Here is a 17,847-nt window from a genome sequence, read left to right as displayed (position 1 = left end):
AACAAGACCCTTTGAAAACAAAACTTTACTTTTTTCTTTTTTTAATATCCTTCTGTGCTTTTTCTCAAGAATTGCCCCCAATTGTAAAATATGCATCTAGTATTTACGGTGCGGGAAATCAAAACTGGATGATTGCTCAAGATCAAAATCAGTATGTTTTCTTTGCTAATAATGAAGGATTATTAGAGTTCAACGGTTCTAATTGGGAATTATATCCATCGCCAAATGAAACTATTGTTCGCTCTGTAAAAGTGATTGGGAATAAAATTTTTACGGGTTGTTATATGGAATTTGGTTTTTGGACCCGACAAGCAAATGGAAAACTAAAATATACGTCGCTTAGCAAAACATTAAAAAATAAGATACTTGACGACGAACAATTTTGGAATATTTTAAATTATGATCAATGGATAATTTTCCAATCCTTGGATAGGATTTACATTTATGATACTAAGACGGGAGGTTTCAAAATTATTGCTCCAAAAAATAATATTACTAAATCATTCCGTACCAAAAATGCAATCTACTTTCAAACACTAAACGAAGGACTTTTTGAAATTGAAAGCGGAAAAGGACTCTTGGTTTCTAATAATCCAATTTTACAAACCAATAAAATTGTCAATGTTTTTGCTATTGATGAAGGGCTTTTGATTCAAACACAGCAAAATGGATTTTATAAACTTGTAGGAACTGTTTTGACTAAATTTTCTACTGAGGCTGATTCGGAATTAGCAGCGAGTAGTTTGTATAGCAGTCAAGTGCTTTCAGACGGGAGTTTTGCTTTGGGAACCGTTTCCAATGGGATATTTATTTTAAACAATAGCGGAAAAATTAAATATCACATTACTCAAAACAAAGGATTGAGTAACAATACGGCGCTATCTTTGTATGAAGATGTCGATAAAAATCTTTGGGTAGGACTGGACAACGGAATCAATTGTATAAACCTACAGTCTCCAATACAAAATTTTGTCGATGACACGGGAATTCTGGGGACGGTTTATACTTCAAAACTGTATAATGGAACTTTGTATGTAGGAACGAATCAAGGTCTATTTTATAAAAGTTATCAGAGTAAAGATGACTTCAAATTTGTAAATGGAACTAAAGGACAGGTTTGGTCATTGTTTGAACACGATGGGACGCTTTTTTGCGGTCATGATTCGGGAACATTTATAATTGAAAATGCTGTTGCAAAAAATATATTTTCAGCATCTGGAACATGGAAATTTGAAACGGTGTCGAATCAAAAAGGACTTTTGCTTCAAGGGAATTATTACGGAATTTCAGTTTTGGCAAAAACGAATAACCAATGGGGCTTCAGAAACAAAATAGCGGGATTTGATTATTCTTCAAAATATTTTGAAATCACAAACGATTTGAATGTGTTCGTAAGTCATGAATACAAAGGGGTTTATCGGCTGGAATTAGACAGTAAATTTTTGAAAACAAAGCCTTTTGTGAAATATAAAACACCTATAAAAGGGAAAAATGCCAGTTTGACAAAGTTTAACAATAGCATTTATTATGCAAATAAAGAAGGTATTTTTAAATTGAATGAAAAGACAAAACAATTCAGTAAAGATACTTTGTTAAGTGCTGTTTTTGAAAAAGATGAGTACACTTCAGGAAAATTAATTGTGGATAATTCCAACAAAATATGGTTGTTTTCAAAAAATTATATTCATTATTTCTCCCTGAGTAAATTAAGTAATCAGCTGAAACAAAATGTAATTCCTATTCCAGCTTCATTGACTAATTCGATGTTAGGCTATGAAAATATTACTCAAATTTCTAATTCAAATTATTTGATTGGAACCACTGACGGATATTATATTTTAAATCTTAACGAGTTGAGTTTTAAAAACCATAACGTCTCTATTTCAGCAATAACTACAAATAAGCTTAATGAAAGCACTGAAAATCGTTCGATTCAGGGAGAAGGTAGTTTTAAATATGATGAAAATAATATTACCATCAATTATACGGTTCCTGAATTTAATAAATACATCAATGCGGAATTTCAATATTTATTGGAAGGATTTCAGGAGGAGTGGAGCGAATGGAGTGCTAAATCAACGGTAAATTTCAAAAATCTACCTCCCGGTGAATATACTTTTAAGGTTAGAGCTAAATTTGCTAATTCTCCTCTGGAAGATATAGCGGTATATTCTTTTACGGTTGAAAAACCTTGGTATTTAACAAATATTGCACTGTTAGTATATTTAATTCTTATGATTGTAATGGCTAGATTTATTCATAAGGCATATAAAAGCTACTATCAAAAACAAAAAGAAAAATTGATAGAAGAGAATAATCTTTTATTAGAAATTAAAGAACTTGAGAACGAGCAGGAATTGATGCGCATCAGGAACGAACAACTTTCGCAAGATGTCGATACCAAAAGTAGAGAATTAGCTGTTTCCACGATGAGTTTAAACAGTAAAAATGAGTTATTGGCATTCATTAAAGATGATTTAAAGAAAACACCAGACGATGGCAACAGAAGCATAAAATCAGTTATTTCTACAATCAATAAGAATATTACAGAAGGGGATAGTTGGAGTGTCTTTAAGGAAGCTTTTGATAATGCAGATAAAGACTTTTTGAAAAAAATGAAAGTAGCTCACCCATCCTTAACACCAAATGATTTGAGATTGTGTGCCTACTTGAGGTTAAATCTTTCCTCGAAGGAAGTGGCGCCTTTGTTAAACATTTCAGTACGAAGTGTCGAAATAAAAAGATATCGTTTGCGTAAAAAAATGGAATTAGCGCATGAACAAGGGCTTGTTGAGTACATATTAGCTGTATAGTTTTCTTCAATTCCCTCAAATAGAACTATACATTACCACAACATTAACGTTATTGTTGTGGTTTTTTTGTTTTGTAGAAAAAATGGTTATCACAATTTCTTCTTAATTTTCAATGCTTTTTTAAGTATTGTTGTTTAAACCAGTAATTTTTTACATTGTATGTTTTTTGTTGAGGTTCTTTTTGATTTATTATTAGTGTTTCCGATTAATTTTATAATATCATAAAAAGCCAAAAAATGAAGAAACCAATTTACATTAGTACTTACTTATTATTGAAGACAAGTTATTGTCTTTATAAACCAATATTGATAAATAGAAATTAGTCCAATTAGTTAAGACTTTTTGCAATTCGGATAAATATAAAATTGTGAGCAAGAAACTATAAGCGAAATATGATTTATACTTTATTTGCTCATTGCACTAAAATAATTATCGTTCAATAATTTTTGAAAGAATCAAATTAAATTTATTAAAATATGAAAATCAATATTCTAAGATTACTATTTTTCTTAATAACAACAACTGTTATTGCGCAGTCTAATAACGTTTCGGTCGTTTCTAACGAGAAGGGAATGAAATTAGTTGTTGATGGAAAAGATTTTATGATCAACGGTATGAACTGGGATTATTATCCTATTGGGACTAATTTTTCCTATAGTCTATGGAAACAACCAGATGACGTTATTAAAGCTGCACTTGACTCTGAAATGGGTTTGTTGAAAAACATGGGAGTTAATGTTATTCGTCAATACACTGGTGTCCAACCAAAATGGATTCAATATATTTATGAAAAATATGGTATTTATACTATGCTTAACCATTCTTTTGGACGTTACGGACTAACTCTAAATGGAAATTGGGTGCCTAACACCGAATATTCTGATTCTCGAACTCGTAAATTACTTTTGAAAGAAACAAAAGATATGGTTCAAGAATATAAAAATACTCCGGGACTTTTATTATTCTTATTAGGAAATGAAAATAACTATGGTCTTTTTTGGGATGGTGCTGAAACGGAAAATATTCCATTGGAAGATCGAAAATCTACTGTAAGAGCACATTCATTATACAAGCTTTTCAATGAAGCTGTTTTAGAAATGAAACAAATTGATGCCTCACATCCTATAGCGATTTGTAATGGAGACTTATTGTTTTTAGACATCATTAAAACGGAATGTCCGGACATTGACATTTTAGGTACTAATATGTATCGTGGTGTTTCTTTTGGTGATGCTTTTGCAAAAGTTAAAAATGAAATAAATAAGCCTATTTTATTTACAGAATTTGGAGCTGATGCATTTAATACCATTAATAATAGTGAGGATCAAAAGTCTCAGGCATATTACATGGTGGGAAACTGGAAAGAAATTTATGAAAATGCAGCAGGAATTGGTAAAGCGGGAAATTCACTTGGAGGTTTTACGTTTCAATTTAGTGATGGTTGGTGGAAATATGGTCAAACTAAAAATCTAGACATCCATGATAATAATGCCTCTTGGTCGAATGGAGGGTATTCATTGGATTTAGAAGGTACTAATAATAATATGAATGAAGAGTGGTTTGGTATTTGTGCCAAAGGACCAACAAATGAACGTGGCTTATATGATCTTTATCCACGTGCAGCTTATTATGCATTGAAGCAAGCACATAATGTAAATCCATATGCTTCAGGCGAAAATCTTGAGAGCATACAAAATTCTTTTGCAAATATTGAGTTAATGGATGCTGTTTTAAAAGCTCGTGGAGATAAAGCGGCGCTATTGGGTGGTAGTAGCGAAAAAATTCGTATTAGTAATATGAGAGCTGAGTTTACTACATTTAATACTGGTGGAAGTTTAATTACAACCCCGAAAACTGCAGATCCTGAATCAACTGTATATCCTAAAAAACTTGGATTTGACCACATGCAATCCTTTTTTGTAGGAGTTGAAGGTAATCCTTCTTCAAACATGCGTGCCAATGTCAATTTCAGCATACTTGGAAATGTTGCTGAAAATCCAATTGATGAAGTTTTTTATGAAAACCGTGGTCGTAGTAGAACTGTATTAACTGATAACGGTCCCCTTTTATTAGATGATATAAATAGAGTTAAAGTTTACAATGCAAGTTACACTTGGGATGCAAAAGATTTTGAATTAAGAGGTTTCTACAGGACAGGCCATTATCATTGGGGTTACGAAGGCGATTTTTTCGGATTGTATCCTGAGGCAAATTATGGAGCAAATTTAGATATTTATAATGGAGAAACTTCTGGTTTTGAAATTGATGGTAAAAGAGCATTAAAAGGTTTTAAAGCTGCTTTCGGACCACAATTATGGTGGGGTGCAAATCCAGCAGTTCTATTGAAATATGCTACAAAACTTGGTAGGTTTGATCTTGCTGGTATTTATCATGAAGATATTGCTGATGCTCCGGAAGCTGTTTCATCAATTGCGGTTCCGCTACCTAAAACAAGAAGACTTTCTATTTATTCAAAAACTAAATTTGGAGATTTAGGTGTTGAGCTTGGTGCTATTTGGGGTGGACAACCTTTAAATGGTAGAAGATTTCAATTTACTGAAGGACAACCAGGAAATTATGTAATTTATACTGATGAAGTTAAATCAACTGATAATTGGGGAGGAAAAGCTAAATTAACGTATTCCAAAGGTTCATTCAATTGGTACGGACAAGCTGCAGCTATGGGCTTAGTCGCTAATGGTGGTGCTGATAATACCAGAACATTTACCGGCTGGAGATTAAAAGACAGTGGAAGTGGAAACCAAGTAAATGTTCTTTCTGGATTTACTTATACCACTGGAAATTTCCAAATTGCTCCAAACTTTTTGTGGCAAAAACCAATTGTGGCGGCTATGCCAAATGATGTGCAAGCGCCAGGAAGATTACGAAATATTCAAGATGATCCATTTGCTGTAAGAGGAAATAGAGAAACAGTGGGAGGAGAATTATTGTTGACTTATGATCCAACACCTGCGACTTGGATGTACGATTGGGATAATGACATGACGGAGGACGCTAAGTTTGCCGTAAGTACCGGATTTGTATTTCGTCATTTACCAACTACTCAAGATGCTGCTGTTGGAATTCTTGCCGATGGGCGACAAACGTTTGCTTTTCCTACTTCGGCTCCTGCACATGACTTATGGGAATCAAATACACGTATAGTTTCTAAGTTAACTCCTGATTTTGGATTAATAGGTAATATTTACTTTGGAAATGCGCAAGCAAATGGTGGAGATGCAAGATTAGTGGAGCGTTTAGGAGGTGACATACGAGTTATCTATAATAAATCGAAATTAGTAAGTTCTATAAAACTTAATGATTGGGGTCCATTTGATTATCATCGAGATTTTAACTTGACGTATCCTTTGCAGTTGATGCTAGATTTATCTACTTCAGTAGGAAAGCCTAATTGGTTTATATTACCTGACACTAAAATTGGTATACGTGGAACGTGGCGTACACTTGATCAATATTCTCCACGCTACCTTCCAAATGTTGCTGATGAATTTGCCACTTCACCGATAATAAGTCCAGTAGGATTCCCTAACGGAAATGAATGGGAAATTAGAACATACATACATATTAATATTGGAAAATAATAAAAATAAAATATGAAAAAGAGTAACTATAGAGATTCAAAAATCATATTCCTACTGGGATTGATACTCATTGTAACAGTTGGATGTGAAAGAGAGCTTTCCGATGATGTTGAGTTTGCAACGTTTCCTAAAACAGCTGAAGTTTTTATTGATGGTTTTAGTGGAGGTTTAAATTATTTCCCCTTTAGTGGTTCAAAAGCAAATGCATTTACAGTAGACCAAGAGGTAAAATATAAAGGTACGGCATCAATGCGATTTGACGTTCCAACAGTAGGTGATCCTAATGGTGCCTTTGCAGGGGCAATTTTTCCGGATGCTACGGGACGTGATTTATCGGATTATGATGCATTAACTTTTTGGATTAAATCTACACAAGCAGCAACGTTAAATGAAGTGGGTCTTGGGAATGATTTTGGGGCGAATAAATATTTAGTCACAATGACTAATGTTCCTTTATCTACAAATTGGACTAAAGTTATAATTCCTATACCTGATGCTACTAAATTGACGCTTGAAAAGGGGATGTTTTGGTATGCTGAAGGAGCTGAGAATGGTAATGGATATACTTTTTGGATTGATGAATTGAAATATGAAAAATTAGGGACTGTTGCACAACCAAAACCTGCTATTTTTAATGGTGTGGATAAAAAGGAAAATAGTTTCATTGGTTCAAATGTTACAATTGATGGTCTGACTCAAACTTATAATTTGGCTTCGGGTATAAATCAAACTGTTTTGGCAGCACCTTCTTACTTTAAATTTAGTTCCTCAAATATTGAGGTTGCAAGAGTTAGTGAGTTAGGAATCGTTACAATTGTTGGATTTGGTACAGCCAAAATAACCGCTGCTGTAGCAGGTGTTAAAGCGACAGGTTCCTTGACAATTGAAGCTTCTGGTAGTTTTGGTTCTGCACCTGTGCCAACTCAAGCAGCCGCTAATGTAATATCGTTGTTTAGCAATGCTTATACAAATGTACCAGTTGATTTTTTCAATGGATTTTATGATGGTTCAACAACTAAAACGTCTGATATAAAAGTTGGTTTTGATGATTTTAAATATTATTCGGATTTAAATTATGTGGGTATTGAGTTTAAAAATCCTGCAATAAATGCGACAACAATGGGTTTTCTTCATTTAGATATTTGGACCGCAGATACAACAAATACACCTTTTGTAGTCAAAATAAGAGATAGAGGCGCTAATGGTGTAATTGATACAAATATTTTTACAGGAGGACCAACAGTAGATGATAAAGAAATATCATTTACAGTTCCTGCAAATCAAATAACTCCTGGACAATGGATTTCAATAAATATTCCATTAACTGGTGATATTGCTTCGCAAAAGGGAAATTTAGCACAAATTGTTTTTGTAGGAGATATTAATTTTTTACTTGATAATCTATATTTCTATAAATAATTTATTGGTTTTAATAAATAATAAAAATACTTAAGATGAATAAAATAAATCAATTTAAAATAAGAGCACAACAATTATCCATAATACCTTTTTATGCAGTTTTTTCCTTTTTTGTATTTTCTAGTTGTTCAACTGATGAGAAGCAAACGGTAGCAACATTTAATAATTTGGTAATGTCGGATGAGTTTGATGTTAATGGTAAACCAAATAGCGAAATTTGGAATTATGATATTGGAACTGGAAACAATGGTTGGGGAAATGGAGAGTTGCAATACTACACAGATCGCACTGAAAATGTAACGGTACAAAATGGTGTACTGCTTATCACTGCAAGAAAAGAATCTTTTAATGGTTCTTCCTATACTTCTGCAAGATTGTTGACTAAAGGTAAATTTGAACAAGCTTATGGTCGATATGAAGCGCGTATACGAGTGCCTTATGGGCAAGGGATATGGCCTGCTTTTTGGTTATTAGGGGCTAATTCCGATACTGTTGTTTGGCCAGCAATGTGGGGAAATAGACATTATGGAATATCGCGGACAAAATCCCACAACAATTTTAGGAACAGTTCACGGTCCAGGTTATTCAGGTGGGAATTCAATATCAAAAAGTTATAATCTTTTAAATGATCGTTTTGATACTGGTTTTCATGTCTATGGCATAGAGTGGGGACCTGAATATATTAACTTCTATGTAGATGATGTGTTATACAATCAAATTACACCAAGTGATGTAACAGGAGAATGGGTGTTTGACAAACCTTTTTACATCATCATTAATTTGGCTGTAGGAGGATCTTTTGTTGGTTCTCCAAATAGCGAAACGGTCTTTCCACAAACTATGTTAGTAGATTACGTAAGAGTTTATAAAAAATAATACCAATTAACCCAAAATATAATAATTATGAAATACTTAATCAATAGCGCTAAGCAAATTGCAATTTTGATCTTAACGATATGTTTATTTGGATGTACAAATGATGATTCTAAATATCCTAAAGTTGTTGCTGGATTTACATATACAGTAAATCCAGCAACAGGAACAGTTACATTTATAAATATCTCAGAGAATTCTAAAAACTACGAATGGGATTTTGGAGATGGTGAGACTTCTACTGAAATAAATCCTATAAAGTCATATGCTGCTGGTACGTATACAATCGTTTTAATAGCAAATAATGTAGCAGGTGGTTCGGATACGTTTGAGGACGAAATTACCATTACAATTCCTACTACTCCTTGTACTTCTGAAGCACTAGAATCAATTGATGCCGCAACTTTAAATATGACATTTAAAACAGAACCTGCAGCAGGAACTATTATAAATGACGGGGCTGATTTTGCATGGGTGTCAAACCCTAGTTTCGATAATGCATTAAATAGCTCATGTAAAGTGGGTAAAATTACAAAATTAGGAAACAATCCCTGGGATAACACACAAATTAATTTAAATGCCAAATTAGATTTCAATACTAACGGAGGATTGAAAATGAAAGTTTATTCTGCAAAACCTGGCTTTAAAGTTAGGATTAAATTAGAAGAAATTGGTAATCCAAATAATAACACAGAATTAGAAGTCCCTACAACAAAAACCAGTGAGTGGGAAGAATTAACGTTTCCTTTTGCAGCTTCTCAAACCAATAAGTTTAATAAAATAGTTCTTTTCTTTGATTTGAATGCAAATAATAAAGATACTTATTATTTCGATGACCTTAAAATATATGCAGGAACTGGTGGTGGAGTTATTCCTGGCGCATTTGATGATGGTTTATTAACTAATGGTAATTTTGAAAGCGGTAGCAGCTCTTGGATTATTGGAGTTGGTACTGATCCTGCTCCAGTTAAAACTGTAAACGGTGATACTTTTTATTCGGTAAACGTGACCGCTGCAGGAAATTCTTATGATGTCAATGTAAGTCAGAAATTAGCGATATTACAAGGCGCAACATACACATTGAGTTTTGATGCATGGTCAGATAGAGCAAGATCTATCCTAGCAGGAATAGGATTGAGTGGAGGAGATTTTTCTAATACGGTTCAGACAGTAAATATTACTACAACTCGTACGAAATATACAATTACTGTAACAGCGAGTAACTTTGGCGCAAGCGATGCACGTGTATTGTTTGATTTAGGTGCAGCAATTGGTGAAGTAAATATTGATAATGTATCTCTATTTTTACAAGGTTCAGGAGGCGGTACTGGTGGGTCAGGAACGACTACAGGATTAGCACAAAACAGTGATTTTGAAACAGGAGCGCTTTCTGGATGGATTGTTTTTCAAAATGGAGGTACTGCAGCTTTAGATAATACAACAAGTAATAATGGAGGAACATGGTCAGGTAAATTAGCGACAAATGGACCAAGTAATCCAGCCTTTAAACAAGAAGCTGTTGGTGCTGGAAAGGTAAAATCTGGGGACAAAATAACAGTTAAGTTTGATGTAAAAGGTTCTATTGTACAACCAGGTGCTGTATTTAATATTCTACTTTTTGGTGAAGGTGCTGCTGGAGCTTCGTTTACACATGTTTTCAATCCAACTCCTACTTTAACTTCAACATGGACAACATTTACGGGTACTTTCACAATACCTTCAAATGCGGATGTGTCTAAAGGATTATCGTTCTTAATTGAAGCAGTTTGTGGCGGTGATGCAGGGTGCAAAGTAACTGCTAATATCGATAACGTTTCTGTGACAATTAATTAAATTTAAGTTTTTTAAATAGTTAAAGTGTACGTTTGCTATTTCAAAAAAGAATATAATCTTAGTTTTTACTAATGTTTTTTTACAAGTTTAAAACTATAATAATTTGATATGATGAAAATAAAAAGGTCGAAATTTATTTCGGCCTTTTAAATATAATAAATTGAATAAAGATGAAAAATAAATCCCTGTTAGCATCATTTGCTATAGCAGCTCTACTAGTTGCAGGTTGCAGTAATAAAATCTTGAAATCGCCTGTTGCTTTTTCCAAAGAAAATGTTTTAGAGACTAAAGTAGATTCAGTACTCCGGTTGATGACTCTCGAAGAAAAGGTAGGGCAACTCAATCAGTATAACGGATTTTGGGATATTACTGGTCCAACTCCAAAAGAAGGTCAGGCGGCTAAAAAATACGAAGACCTAAAGAAAGGTTTAGTCGGCTCGATGCTGAATGTGAAAGGAGTTAAAGATGTAAAAGCATTGCAAAAAATAGCGGTAGAACAAACCCGTTTGGGAATTCCGTTACTTTTTGGGTTTGATGTTATTCACGGTTATAAAACCATAAGTCCAATTCCACTTGCTGAAGCAGCAAGTTGGGACTTAGAAGCGATGAAAAAGTCGGCAGCAATTGCAGCTGAAGAAGCCGCTGCTGTTGGATTGAACTGGACTTTTGCACCCATGATTGATATTTCCAGAGACGCCCGCTGGGGACGCGTTATGGAAGGCGCCGGCGAGGATCCGTTTTTAGGGAGTAAAATCGCCGTTGCGCGTGTGCAAGGTTTTCAAGGCGAAGATTTAGCAGCGTCGAATACTATTTTGGCTTGCGCCAAACATTTTGCAGGATATGCTTTTGCCGAATCCGGGAGAGATTACAATACCGTTGATATAAGCGAAACCGTGTTGCAAAATACCATTTTTCCGCCTTTTAAGGCGGCAGTTGATGCAGGTGTACGAACTTTTATGAACTCTTTCAATGAATTGAATGGAATTCCTGCAACAGGAAATGCCTATTTGCAAAGAGAAGTTTTAAAAAGAGATTGGAAATTTGATGGTTTCGTAGTTTCGGATTGGGGATCTATCAACGAAATGATTCCTCATGGTTATGCTAAGGACAGCAAACAAGCGGCTGAAATAGCGATTAATGCAGGTTCCGACATGGATATGGAATCTAGTGCTTATGTGGAACATTTGGTTGCATTAGTCAAAGAAGGCAAAGTCAAAGTAAGTGTTATTGATGATGCTGCAAGACGAATATTGAAAGTAAAATTCGAATTGGGTTTGTTTGATGATCCTTATAAATATTGTGATGAAAGTAGAGAACTGGCAACCGTTGGAAAATCAGAATTTCAAGAAGGAGTTTTGGATGTAGCTAAAAAGTCAATCGTGCTTTTGAAAAATGAAAAGGAATTATTGCCTCTTAAAAAAGAAGACCAGAAAATCGCATTAATTGGTGCTTTGGCAAATGATAAAACGAGTCCGTTGGGAAGTTGGAGAATCGCTGCTGATGATAATTCGGCTGTTTCGGTTCTGGAAGGATTACAAAAGTACTCAGGAAATCAACTCACCTATGTAAAAGGAGCTGATGTTACTGAGGGAAGAACACAATTTATTTGGGAAACTAAAATCAATACAACGGATAAGAGTGGATTTGCGGAAGCTATTTCAGCTGCAAAACAAGCTGACGTAGTAGTTATGGTTTTGGGAGAACACGGTTTACAATCTGGTGAGGGAAGAAGTAGAGCCGATATTGGTTTGCCAGGTGTTCAGCAAGAATTATTGGAAGCAGTTTATAAGGTCAATCCTAACATTGTTTTGGTTTTAAATAATGGTCGTCCATTAGCAATTCCTTGGGCCGATGAAAATATTCCTGCAATAGTCGAAGGATGGCATTTAGGAACACAAAGCGGTAATGCAATTGCGCAGGTTTTATACGGCGATTATAATCCAAGCGGAAAATTGCCAATGACTTTCCCAAGAAACGTAGGTCAAATTCCTATTTATTACAATTATAAAAATACGGGGAGACCAGTAATGAACGAACCTGAAAGTGTATTTTGGTCTCATTATATTGATGAAAAAAATACGCCTTTGTATCCTTTTGGTCACGGTTTGAGTTATTCTATATTTGAATATTCGGATTTACAATTATCCTCCAATAAATTTTCGAAAAATGGTAAAATTGAAGTTTCTGTAAATTTAAAAAATACGGGGAAAGTTGCAGGAAAAGAAGTGGTTCAATTGTACATTAGAGATTTAATAGGAAGTATTACGCGTCCGGTTAAGGAGTTAAAAGGATTTGACATGATAGAATTACAACCCAACGAAACCAAAAAGGTGGTATTTACAATCGATGAAAAAGTAATCGAATATTTCACTGCAAACAGAAAATGGGAAGCAGAAGCTGGAGATTTTAAAGTATTCATCGGAGGAAGTTCAGTAACAAAATTGGAAGGTGATTTTCAATATTCTAATTAAATTAAAATGAAAAAAATACTAGTACTATTACTTGTAGTCAATTTTTCATTTGCACAGCAGAACAAACGAAAATTGGTTTGGGAAGAAAATTTTCGTGGTAAAACTTTAAACGAAAATAGTTGGAATTTTGAGCTTGGCGATGGTTGTCCTAATTGCGGTTGGGGGAACAATGAACGACAATTGTACACGAAACAAAATCACAAGATTGCTAAAAATAAGTTAGTTATTACTGCTAAAAAAGAAGGGAATAAATACACTTCCACACGTATTACTACTAAAGGCAAAAAAGAGTTTCAATACGGTCGTTTTGAGGTCAAAGCTAAGTTGCCTGTTGGACAAGGTGTGTGGCCTGCTTTGTGGATGTTAGGTTCAAATATAAATGAAGTTGGCTGGCCTAAATGTGGTGAAATCGATATTTTAGAATATGTTGGGAAAGAACCTAATATGGTTTTTACATCTTTGCACACGCAGGACAGCCATGGAAATACTATCAATACAAAGAAAACGAGATTTGATGATATTGAGGAAGGTTTTCATATTTACGCAATGGAATGGACGAAAGACAAAATTGATTTTTTTGTGGACGATACTTTAGTGTACACATTTCAGCCTGAAAATAAAACAGAAGCAATTTGGCCCTATAATCAGCCCTTTTATTTTATTGTCAATATGGCGATAGGTGGAAATTTTGGTGGTCCAGAAGTTGATGACAATATTCTACCGCAGGACTTCAAAGTTGATTACATTAGAGTCTACCAATAATGGTACACAAACAGTAAAATAGTTGAAACTAAAATGAGGTTTGATTCTAATCGATTAACAATCAGACTTTATTTTAGTTTTTTTATTTTTAAGAATTCCTTGACATAAACTATTCTTTTTTATTCAACGGCATGCTATTTGGTTGGTAAATGTAAAAAAAGAAGAAAAATTTTAACAAATTTTAATATTGATATGTTAATTTTTATTAATTTTACTTGCATCTTAAATTAATAATTAGCTAAATTTGAAAACTTAACGAACGTAATCCAATTTAGCCTATAATAGAAAATTACTTTTTAGAGAAAACTCTCAATTTTAATTAAAAACTAAAAAGTATTATTATGGTTAATATACAACTCCCAGACGCGTCATTAGTTAAGGAATATGTCGCAGGTAATGAGGATGCCTTAGCTAAACTAATAAAAAGGCATGAATCAAAAATCTATGGATTTATTTATTCTAAAATCCCGGATAGAGATATTACCAATGATATTTTTCAAGATACTTTTATCAAAGTGATAAAGACTTTGAAATCAAATTCTTATAATGAGGAAGGTAAGTTTTTACCATGGGTAATGCGTATTTCCCATAATTTGGTGGTAGATCATTACCGAAAAACCAAAAAAATGCCAATGTTCAGAGAAACAGAGGAGTTTTCGATTTTCTCAATTATGTCTGATGATTCTATGACGATAGAAAATAAAATAATTTCGGAACAAGTCCAAATGGATTTGAAGAAATTAATTGAAGAACTTCCAGCGGATCAAAAAGAAGTTTTAGTGATGCGAATGTATCAAGACATGAGTTTTAAGGAAATTTCGGAATCTACCGGAGTGAGCATCAATACTGCCTTAGGGAGAATGCGTTATGCTTTAATGAATTTGAGAAAGGTAATTGACAAGCACCAAATTGTTTTAACCAATTAACAATATTTTAAAACTTGCTGCGTTGTAATAGAAAACAAATATGTATTACTTTATGGCAAAAACTTACTCAAAAAAATCATCAGTTGCTCAAGCGATGAAACCAAGTAAAGAAACAATTTCTTTTTTATTAGGCTTTTCAAAAGCATTAACCATAATAAAAATAGACAACAAAAGTTTCGAAATTATTTCGAATTAGAATTTTATTGATTGATTGATAAAAAGTCAGTTTTTACTTTTCTAAAGGGTAATAACAAACATAAAAAAACCGCTGATTCTTAATGTGAATCAGCGGTTTTTTGTGTTGAGACAACTTATTTTTTATAATATGCATCGAGGACTGTTTTTCGACCAATTGTTTTGGTAATAATATCTTTTTCTAAATCCCATCCGCGAGCCGGAGAATATTCTCTTCCGTACCAAATAATCTGAAGGTGCAAATCATTCCAGATTTCCTCGGGAAAAATCCGTTTGGCATCTTTTTCTGTTTGGATAACGTTTTTTCCATTTGTTAAATTCCAGCGGTACATCAAGCGGTGAATGTGTGTGTCTACAGGAAACGCAGGAACTCCAAAAGCTTGCGACATCACGACACTGGCCGTTTTATGTCCTACTGCGGGTAATTCTTCTAGAAATTCAAAACTTTGGGGTACTTTCCCTCCATGTTTATCAATTAAAATATGTGATAAACCGTGAATTCCTTTTGATTTCATTGGCGATAAGCCGCAAGGTCTAATGATTTCCTTTATTTCCTCCACAGACATTTTTATCATATCATATGGATTATCCGCTTTTGCAAAAAGCAAAGGTGTAATCTGATTTACTCGCACATCGGTGCATTGTGCAGATAACAGAACAGCTATTAATAATGTATATGGATCTTTGTGATCCAGTGGAATTGGAATTGTAGGATAAAGTTCTTTTAACGTATTTATAACAAAAGTTACACGTTCTTGTTTATTCATTATTCATTAAATTTGAGTGGTAAAGGAAAACAATTTCAATTGCAAAAGCAAAATTCAATTTCAATTCAAATAAATAAAAAATATAAATAATGACAACATTAAAAAAAGGAGATAAAGCCCCTGATTTTTCAGGCGTAGATCAAGACGGGAAATCACATCAATTAGCGGATTATTCAGGAAAAAAATTAGTCGTTTTCTTTTATCCAAAAGCAAGTACTCCCGGATGCACAGCAGAAGCTTGTGATTTAAGAGACAATTTTGAGCGATTTCAAGCTAATAATTATGAATTGTTAGGCGTAAGCGCTGATTCAGCGAAGGCACAAGCCAAATTTAAAGACAAGTATGAGTTTCCCTTTCCATTACTTGCTGATGAAGATAAATCGGTAATTCAGGCTTTTGGTGTTTGGGGACCTAAAAAATTCATGGGTAAAGAATATGATGGAATTCACAGAACTACATTTGTAATAAATGAAAACGGAATCATTGAAGAGGTGATTTCTGATGTAAAAACGAAGGCGCATGCGGCTCAAATACTAAAATAAGTATTCGTGTTGCGTTTTTAGGAGTTAGTTGCTAGTGCAATTTAATTAAATTTCTAAAACTGAATTTAGATTTTGATGGACAAATAAAAGTCCAGAGTTGAGGTTATATTTAACCGCAATTCTGGACTTTTTTATGATTTTAATCTATTAGTTGCTTTCATTTAAGACTTTGTTTGGATCAAATCCAAAAAGTCTGTGCTCTTTAATTATTTCTGCAATACCAGAAGGAAGCATATGTTCCCAGCCTGGTTTCCCATGATTAATCATGTTCAAGACTTCACGGGAGAAAACCTCTAAAATTGTAGGATCATAATCATTAATATCAACTACTTTTCCGTTGAATTTGAAGAATTTATAAAGTTCTTTCATTCTAGGATGTACTTTCAAATTTTCAGAAGTAATAATTTCTCCATTTTCTCCAATCATTGGATAAAGGAATACTTTCATATCACGATAAAATAATTTTCCAAAAGCTTCAAGAATTCCACCGCTTAAATGACGGTAATATTTTTCATCGAAAATATCTACTAAATTATTCACACCCATGGCTAATCCCATTCTGGCTTTGGTGTAATTCGCAAAATACTCTACTACTTTATAGTATTCCTGAAAGTTTGAAATCATTACTGTTTGTCCAAGTGAACACAGTAATTCGGCGCGATCCATGAAATCTCTTTCATCAATCTCACCATCGGATCGTAAATTTGATAATGTAATTTCAAAAACAACCAGTGTGTTTTCAGCATTTACTTTATTCTCGTTCAAGAACATTTTCAATGATTTCTCATACATATCCATATTTACTTTTGTAACGGGACGGAAACTCCCTCTAAAAGCAAGAATGTTTTTTTTATAAAGTATGGCTGCAGGAAGTATGTTTTTTCCATCAGGATTAAACATCACGGCATCAGTCATTCCATTTTTGACTAATTGTAAACTCATCAAACGATTGTCTACATCAGCAAAACGAGGTCCCGAGAAGTTAATCGTATCTATTTCTAGTTGATCTTTATCTAAATGGTCGTATAAATAACGCAAAAGACGTTTGGGATCATTGTATTTGTAGTAAGCGCCATAAATTAAGTTTACACCAAGGATTCCAAGAGTTTCCTGTTGCAAACGAACATCAGTTTCTTTAAAACGAATGTGAAGAATGATTTCGTTGTAGTCTTCATCCGGTTCAATTTGATAACTGATTCCAACCCAACCATGTCCTTTGAATTGTTTGGCAAAATCAATAGTAGCTACGGTATTAGCATAACTAAAAAACATTTTGTTAGGATGTTTTTCTCTGCTTAATCTTTGTTCTATCAGATTTACTTCATGAGAAAGCATTTTTTTAAGTCGGCTTTCAGTGACATAACGACCATCTTCTTCAATGCCATATACAGCATCACTAAAGTCTTTGTCATAAGCTGACATTGCTTTTGCAATTGTACCTGAAGATCCACCAGATCTGAAAAAATGTCTTACAGTTTCCTGTCCTGCTCCAATTTCCGCAAAAGTTCCGTAAATATTTTCGTTCAAATTGATACGGAGTGCTTTATCTTTAATAGAAGGGATTTGTTCGATGATTTTATCACCTTTTAATTTTATTGCTGTGTCCATTTTCTTTTAATATGGCTAATATTTTGCAAAGTTAGT

General features: G+C 33.7%; 13 protein-coding genes. 11 read left to right on the top strand and 2 right to left on the bottom strand.

From position 1 onward, the window contains the following. Nucleotides 1-71: 71 nt before the first annotated feature. The 10 genes from AC0J6S_RS16035 (at nucleotide 72) to AC0J6S_RS15990 (ending at nucleotide 14,895) form a co-directional block, all read left to right on the top strand. A complete protein-coding gene (locus tag AC0J6S_RS16035; protein ID WP_474954734.1) occupies nucleotides 72-2,813 on the top strand; it encodes a helix-turn-helix and ligand-binding sensor domain-containing protein in 2,742 nt (913 codons plus the stop codon). A gap of 476 nt (nucleotides 2,814-3,289) precedes the next feature. After that, nucleotides 3,290-6,415 carry a glycoside hydrolase family 2 TIM barrel-domain containing protein gene (locus AC0J6S_RS16030; RefSeq protein ID WP_474954733.1) on the top strand — a complete coding sequence of 1,042 codons (3,126 nt, stop codon included), beginning with the start codon at nucleotides 3,290-3,292 and terminating at the stop codon, nucleotides 6,413-6,415. Nucleotides 6,416-6,427: 12 nt separating this feature from the next. Continuing rightward, nucleotides 6,428-7,834 carry a CIA30 family protein gene (locus AC0J6S_RS16025; protein ID WP_474954732.1) on the top strand — a complete coding sequence of 469 codons (1,407 nt, stop codon included), beginning with the start codon at nucleotides 6,428-6,430 and terminating at the stop codon, nucleotides 7,832-7,834. A 35-nt stretch (nucleotides 7,835-7,869) separates the two neighbouring features. Further along, complete coding sequence (locus AC0J6S_RS16020; RefSeq protein ID WP_474954731.1) at nucleotides 7,870-8,451, top strand: glycoside hydrolase family 16 protein; 582 nt, start codon at nucleotides 7,870-7,872, stop codon at nucleotides 8,449-8,451. Beyond that, complete coding sequence (locus tag AC0J6S_RS16015; protein WP_474954730.1) at nucleotides 8,360-8,710, top strand: glycoside hydrolase family 16 protein; 351 nt, start codon at nucleotides 8,360-8,362, stop codon at nucleotides 8,708-8,710. The genes AC0J6S_RS16020 and AC0J6S_RS16015 overlap by 92 nt, the downstream gene beginning before the upstream one ends. Before the next feature lie 27 nt (nucleotides 8,711-8,737). Next, nucleotides 8,738-10,540 (top strand): carbohydrate binding domain-containing protein, encoded by a 1,803-nt coding sequence (locus AC0J6S_RS16010; protein WP_474954729.1) that lies wholly within the window; start codon nucleotides 8,738-8,740, stop codon nucleotides 10,538-10,540. A gap of 170 nt (nucleotides 10,541-10,710) precedes the next feature. Then, the gene (bglX, locus tag AC0J6S_RS16005; protein WP_474954728.1) at nucleotides 10,711-13,011 is read left to right on the top strand and encodes a beta-glucosidase BglX; all 2,301 of its coding nucleotides are present in this window, start codon (nucleotides 10,711-10,713) and stop codon (nucleotides 13,009-13,011) included. Nucleotides 13,012-13,017: 6 nt separating this feature from the next. Then, nucleotides 13,018-13,773 carry a glycoside hydrolase family 16 protein gene (locus AC0J6S_RS16000; protein ID WP_474954727.1) on the top strand — a complete coding sequence of 252 codons (756 nt, stop codon included), beginning with the start codon at nucleotides 13,018-13,020 and terminating at the stop codon, nucleotides 13,771-13,773. Between the two features lie 341 nt (nucleotides 13,774-14,114). Continuing rightward, nucleotides 14,115-14,699 (top strand): RNA polymerase sigma factor, encoded by a 585-nt coding sequence (locus tag AC0J6S_RS15995; RefSeq protein ID WP_474954726.1) that lies wholly within the window; start codon nucleotides 14,115-14,117, stop codon nucleotides 14,697-14,699. A gap of 52 nt (nucleotides 14,700-14,751) precedes the next feature. Next, nucleotides 14,752-14,895: a hypothetical protein gene (locus tag AC0J6S_RS15990; protein WP_474954725.1), complete on the top strand. Its 144-nt coding sequence runs from the start codon at nucleotides 14,752-14,754 to the stop codon at nucleotides 14,893-14,895. Nucleotides 14,896-15,010: 115 nt separating this feature from the next. Here AC0J6S_RS15990 and AC0J6S_RS15985 read toward each other — a convergent pair whose 3' ends face one another. Next, nucleotides 15,011-15,661 carry an endonuclease III domain-containing protein gene (locus AC0J6S_RS15985; RefSeq protein ID WP_474954724.1) on the bottom strand — a complete coding sequence of 217 codons (651 nt, stop codon included), beginning with the start codon at nucleotides 15,659-15,661 and terminating at the stop codon, nucleotides 15,011-15,013. Between the two features lie 89 nt (nucleotides 15,662-15,750). Between AC0J6S_RS15985 and bcp the strand changes: the two genes are divergently transcribed. Then, nucleotides 15,751-16,203, top strand: coding sequence for a thioredoxin-dependent thiol peroxidase (gene bcp / locus AC0J6S_RS15980; RefSeq protein WP_474954723.1), 453 nt, complete (start codon nucleotides 15,751-15,753; stop codon nucleotides 16,201-16,203). Between the two features lie 147 nt (nucleotides 16,204-16,350). On the opposite strand, the gene AC0J6S_RS15975 is transcribed toward bcp, so the two are convergent. Beyond that, on the bottom strand, nucleotides 16,351-17,811 hold the full coding sequence (locus AC0J6S_RS15975) for a TonB-dependent receptor (RefSeq protein WP_474954722.1): 1,461 nt from the start codon (nucleotides 17,809-17,811) through the stop codon (nucleotides 16,351-16,353). Nucleotides 17,812-17,847: the final 36 nt, after the last annotated feature.

The sequence above is a fragment of the Flavobacterium sp. TS_SC_5 genome (assembly GCF_056156265.1).
This window is presented reverse-complemented; position numbering and strand designations above follow the sequence as displayed.

Bases quoted from the DNA above. Each gene is read 5' to 3' on its own strand.
- AC0J6S_RS16030 (WP_474954733.1), top strand. From the start codon at position 3,290: ATGAAAATCAATATTCTAAGATTACTATTTTTCTTAATAACAACAACT.
- AC0J6S_RS16025 (WP_474954732.1), top strand. From the start codon at position 6,428: ATGAAAAAGAGTAACTATAGAGATTCAAAAATCATATTCCTACTGGGA.
- AC0J6S_RS16020 (WP_474954731.1), top strand. From the start codon at position 7,870: ATGAATAAAATAAATCAATTTAAAATAAGAGCACAACAATTATCCATA.
- AC0J6S_RS16015 (WP_474954730.1), top strand. From the start codon at position 8,360: ATGGAATATCGCGGACAAAATCCCACAACAATTTTAGGAACAGTTCAC.
- AC0J6S_RS16010 (WP_474954729.1), top strand. From the start codon at position 8,738: ATGAAATACTTAATCAATAGCGCTAAGCAAATTGCAATTTTGATCTTA.
- bglX (WP_474954728.1), top strand. From the start codon at position 10,711: ATGAAAAATAAATCCCTGTTAGCATCATTTGCTATAGCAGCTCTACTA.
- AC0J6S_RS16000 (WP_474954727.1), top strand. From the start codon at position 13,018: ATGAAAAAAATACTAGTACTATTACTTGTAGTCAATTTTTCATTTGCA.
- AC0J6S_RS15995 (WP_474954726.1), top strand. From the start codon at position 14,115: ATGGTTAATATACAACTCCCAGACGCGTCATTAGTTAAGGAATATGTC.
- AC0J6S_RS15990 (WP_474954725.1), top strand. From the start codon at position 14,752: ATGGCAAAAACTTACTCAAAAAAATCATCAGTTGCTCAAGCGATGAAA.
- AC0J6S_RS15985 (WP_474954724.1), bottom strand. From the start codon at position 15,661: ATGAATAAACAAGAACGTGTAACTTTTGTTATAAATACGTTAAAAGAA.
- bcp (WP_474954723.1), top strand. From the start codon at position 15,751: ATGACAACATTAAAAAAAGGAGATAAAGCCCCTGATTTTTCAGGCGTA.
- AC0J6S_RS15975 (WP_474954722.1), bottom strand. From the start codon at position 17,811: ATGGACACAGCAATAAAATTAAAAGGTGATAAAATCATCGAACAAATC.